General features: G+C 64.5%; 3 protein-coding genes and 1 pseudogene. All 4 read right to left on the reverse strand.

Features of this window, described 5'->3' with window-relative positions:
- A partial coding sequence (locus V5A20_RS14130; protein ID WP_442978441.1) for a CAP domain-containing protein occupies positions 1 to 851 on the reverse strand: 851 nt, incomplete at its 3' end.
- Positions 743 to 1,111: pseudogene (locus tag V5A20_RS14135) on the reverse strand (CAP domain-containing protein); the annotation flags it as partial. The gene V5A20_RS14130 and the pseudogene V5A20_RS14135, both read right to left, overlap by 109 nt.
- Positions 1,047 to 1,601 carry a hypothetical protein gene (locus tag V5A20_RS13820; RefSeq protein WP_332327624.1) on the reverse strand — a complete coding sequence of 185 codons (555 nt, stop codon included), beginning with the start codon at positions 1,599 to 1,601 and terminating at the stop codon, positions 1,047 to 1,049. The pseudogene V5A20_RS14135 and the gene V5A20_RS13820, both read right to left, overlap by 65 nt.
- A 296-nt stretch (positions 1,602 to 1,897) precedes the next feature.
- Entirely contained in the window at positions 1,898 to 2,728 is an 831-nt protein-coding gene (locus V5A20_RS13825) for a hypothetical protein (RefSeq protein WP_332316634.1), read from the reverse strand.
- Positions 2,729 to 3,089 lie beyond the last annotated feature (361 nt).

Here is a 3,089-nt window from a genome sequence, read left to right on the forward strand (position 1 = left end):
CGGTCACCGAATTTCCAGGAAGCGCCTCCGCGAGGGGCACCTCCGTTCCGCAGGTTCCGTCGTGCGCGTCGGCTGGTTTTTCGGACGCAACATCGGCCATGAGAGCAGAGGAAGCGAGAAAGGGTGCAGGTAACTGTGTCCTGTCTATCGGACGACGATGCGTCAGTTCCTCGGCGCCCAACTCCTGAAGGGAACGACCTCATGGACACCGTGGGGCTCTGAGCGACGGGGTTCCGAACGACGCTGTGATCGTTCCCCGACCTCGACGTGCGGACCGCTCCGGAAGGGGCCCCGTTTTCGAGCTGAAAGAAGACGCGGAGTTCGTGCCGTCCGGGCTGCTTGGGGACGTGGTGCACGCCGTCGAGTGGGAGCGCCGCCTCTTCGTCAACAGCGCGCTCGAGCGTCTCCTGGCCCGATTCGTCGGGCGAGACGAAGACATACCGGATCGCCTCCCCCGGCACCTTGGCGGGCGTGACGGACGTAGAGACCGGATCGCCCAGGCTCATCGTCCAGGGCAGCGGCTGGTCGAGATAGGCGTAGACAGTGGCGAAGAGCTGGGTCCCATGTCCCCTGGTGTGATCGGTGTAGCACGCGCCGATGTGGGTGTACCGGGGCTTTGAGATGTTGCGACGGTGGCCGGGGCTGTCCATCCAGCCTTCGACCGACGTCTTGCCGATCTCGCTCTGATCTCGGCGCCCCCCTCCTCCACGGCCCCTCCTACACGAATGTTTTCGCCGACGGTGCCGATGAGGCGGCGATGCTCGCGGTTCGCGCGGTCGTTCGGCTTCCGGCCGTCGGAGTCCTCGTGGTCGAAGTAGCCGCCTGCAATCATGTCCTGGTTGTGCAAGCAAGCACTACGGGTCGGCGTCGTGTCGGGAGTCAGCGGCGCGAGGCCGCGAGTGGTGCGCTCCCGATTGCTGTATTCAATGAGGGCCTGATTGATGACTGGACGGTTCGTGCCCGCGGTGGCGTGCTCGTCGGCCGAGGGAGGCTGGGCGTCGGAGATTGGGCATCGGAGATTGGGCGTCGGAGGCGACGGTGGGCTACTACTTCTCGTCGCGGCACACGTTGTGCTGGCAGACGTGGCCCTGCTCGCAGCGGCGTCCGCCACAGGCGAAGGAATCCAGGCCCGTGGGATCCTCTTCGTAGCCCTGAATGTGTCCGACCGACTGGGCAAAGTCCTGCATCACGCCCCACGGTGTATTGCCCGTCTGCACGCCCTGCCTCCAAGCCACGCGGGCCCACTCGCGAGACGAAGCTGGCTCCCCGTCCGGAGACTGCAGGGCAGTGACTTGGCCGGCGACCTCCACCGTCGCCGAGTCCGTGACCACGACGTTCAAGCGAACGACGGGGGCGTCGGCCCGGTCGGACGTGCCGCTCAAGGGCTGCGCACGGGTCCGGGCGTATCCGGACGTTCGACTGAGGGTATCGAGCTCGAAGGGCGATTGCTCGATCGTGCGAACGACCCGACCGAGTGCCTCTTCCTGCGTCTGTGCCTGCCGGGGCTGGACCCGGATCACATCGTCGCCCTCAAACACCCATCCCCCTTCCGTCAAGATGCCGCCGCCGCTACATCCACTGATCAGGACGACAGGCAGCAAAAGAACGACCAGGAAGAAACCGGCACTCCGGACCGGGGGGCGAGATGCTCCCCGGTCTGGAAGCAGCAACAGGGCGAGACGAGGTACTGCGGCATGTAGCTTTGAGAATTTGCGCAATGGGGTAAGGTTGTTTTCGGAAAGAATCTCTGCCGATCTGCATGCCGGTAGATCGCCTTCTGCGTTGCCGTGTCGGCAAAGCAGCCCCCTGTGTTGGGGGCTCCTACACCGACGGAGGTCCAGGTTGGCGGTCCCACCTGGAGCGCACGCTTCCGCCCTCCCCAGAGGGCCGGAGTCCGCTACGACCCAGTCAGCTCCTGCTTCGTAGCGGTATCGATGGCTTCCACCGCCTTCTCGGTCGCCTCGGTGCAGAGCGGCTGAATCTTCCCCGGCTCCGCCGTGATTCCGCCTACCGTGTTGACGTGGTTATTCGAACGGGCGGCCTGGACGATCTCCATGATTTCGTTCCCCTCCCGATCCAGCATCTCCATCCGCACGGTCGCTTCGATGTACGCCCGATCCGGGCTGACGGGCAAGAACCAGTACCAGAACGGATTGTCCTCGACCATCTCGTAGTCGGCGGACACCAGCAAAATGGCGTCGGCCGTCTCCGGCACCGCGCCAAACATCTGCTGCTGCCGGTCGCCGAAGACGCTTCCCTGTCCCACGTTGTACTGCTTGTATCCGTCCGGGACCTCCAGCCGGTTGACCCGCTGCATCCGATCGTCGCTGGACTCTTCGTCCAGGAGGGTGAAGTTCTTGTAGCGGTCGGCCTGGATGACCTCCTCTTCCGACATGACCCGGGCGGGGAGGCGCTCCGAATACGTCCCGTACGTCCGCTCCCGAAGCAGGTCCGCCATCGGGGAGAGGTCGAAGCTTTCCGAGTCGAGAATGCGTTGGACGAGGCCTCCGCCGCCCTCTCCGGACGCAACGCTTCCCCCGTCCTGGAGGTCACTCATGTCGATATACTGATCGACGGTGATGATGGGCACCGCGGCCTGCTCGGCTTCCTGGACGCCCGAGACGTCCATCGACGATTTCGACGAGCCGCACCCGGCGAGCAGAAGGACAGCGATCAGGGCGGTGCAGCAACACGTGAAAGCGCGCGTGTTCGAAAATCCAGAAATCATGGTGCTGAGTGCTGTTGTTGTGAGGAGCGTTGGTGATGGATTCCAATGGACGCTCGAAGACGCCCTGGCGTAGTCAAAACGTCCACGCAATGAAGAAGGGGGCAGGCCCGCCCGATCGAAGTGTCCCTGCCCCGAGGGACGAGCCCCTTTTCTAGAGAAGGCCCCTCTCCAGAGAAAAACCGGTGTCGATCGCGGGCGGCCATACGTCTTGGGGTCTTCCTCTCGGCCCGCAGCCAGACGAAAGAGCCGTGTATCTGTAGCCGATACGGCCGGCAGGACTACTGAGACAGGTCCGGGATCTCGCCAGCCTCCACCACCCAGGCCTCCGCGCCGCCGAAGCTCTCCGGCTCGGTCGCCTCCG

Source organism: Salinibacter sp., assembly GCF_036626415.1.
In the GTDB taxonomy this organism is placed as follows: domain Bacteria; phylum Bacteroidota; class Rhodothermia; order Rhodothermales; family Salinibacteraceae; genus Salinibacter.

Excerpts from the sequence above, each read along its gene's own strand:
- V5A20_RS13825 (WP_332316634.1), bottom strand. The coding sequence starts at position 2,728 with ATGATTTCTGGATTTTCGAACACGCGCGCTTTCACGTGTTGCTGCACC.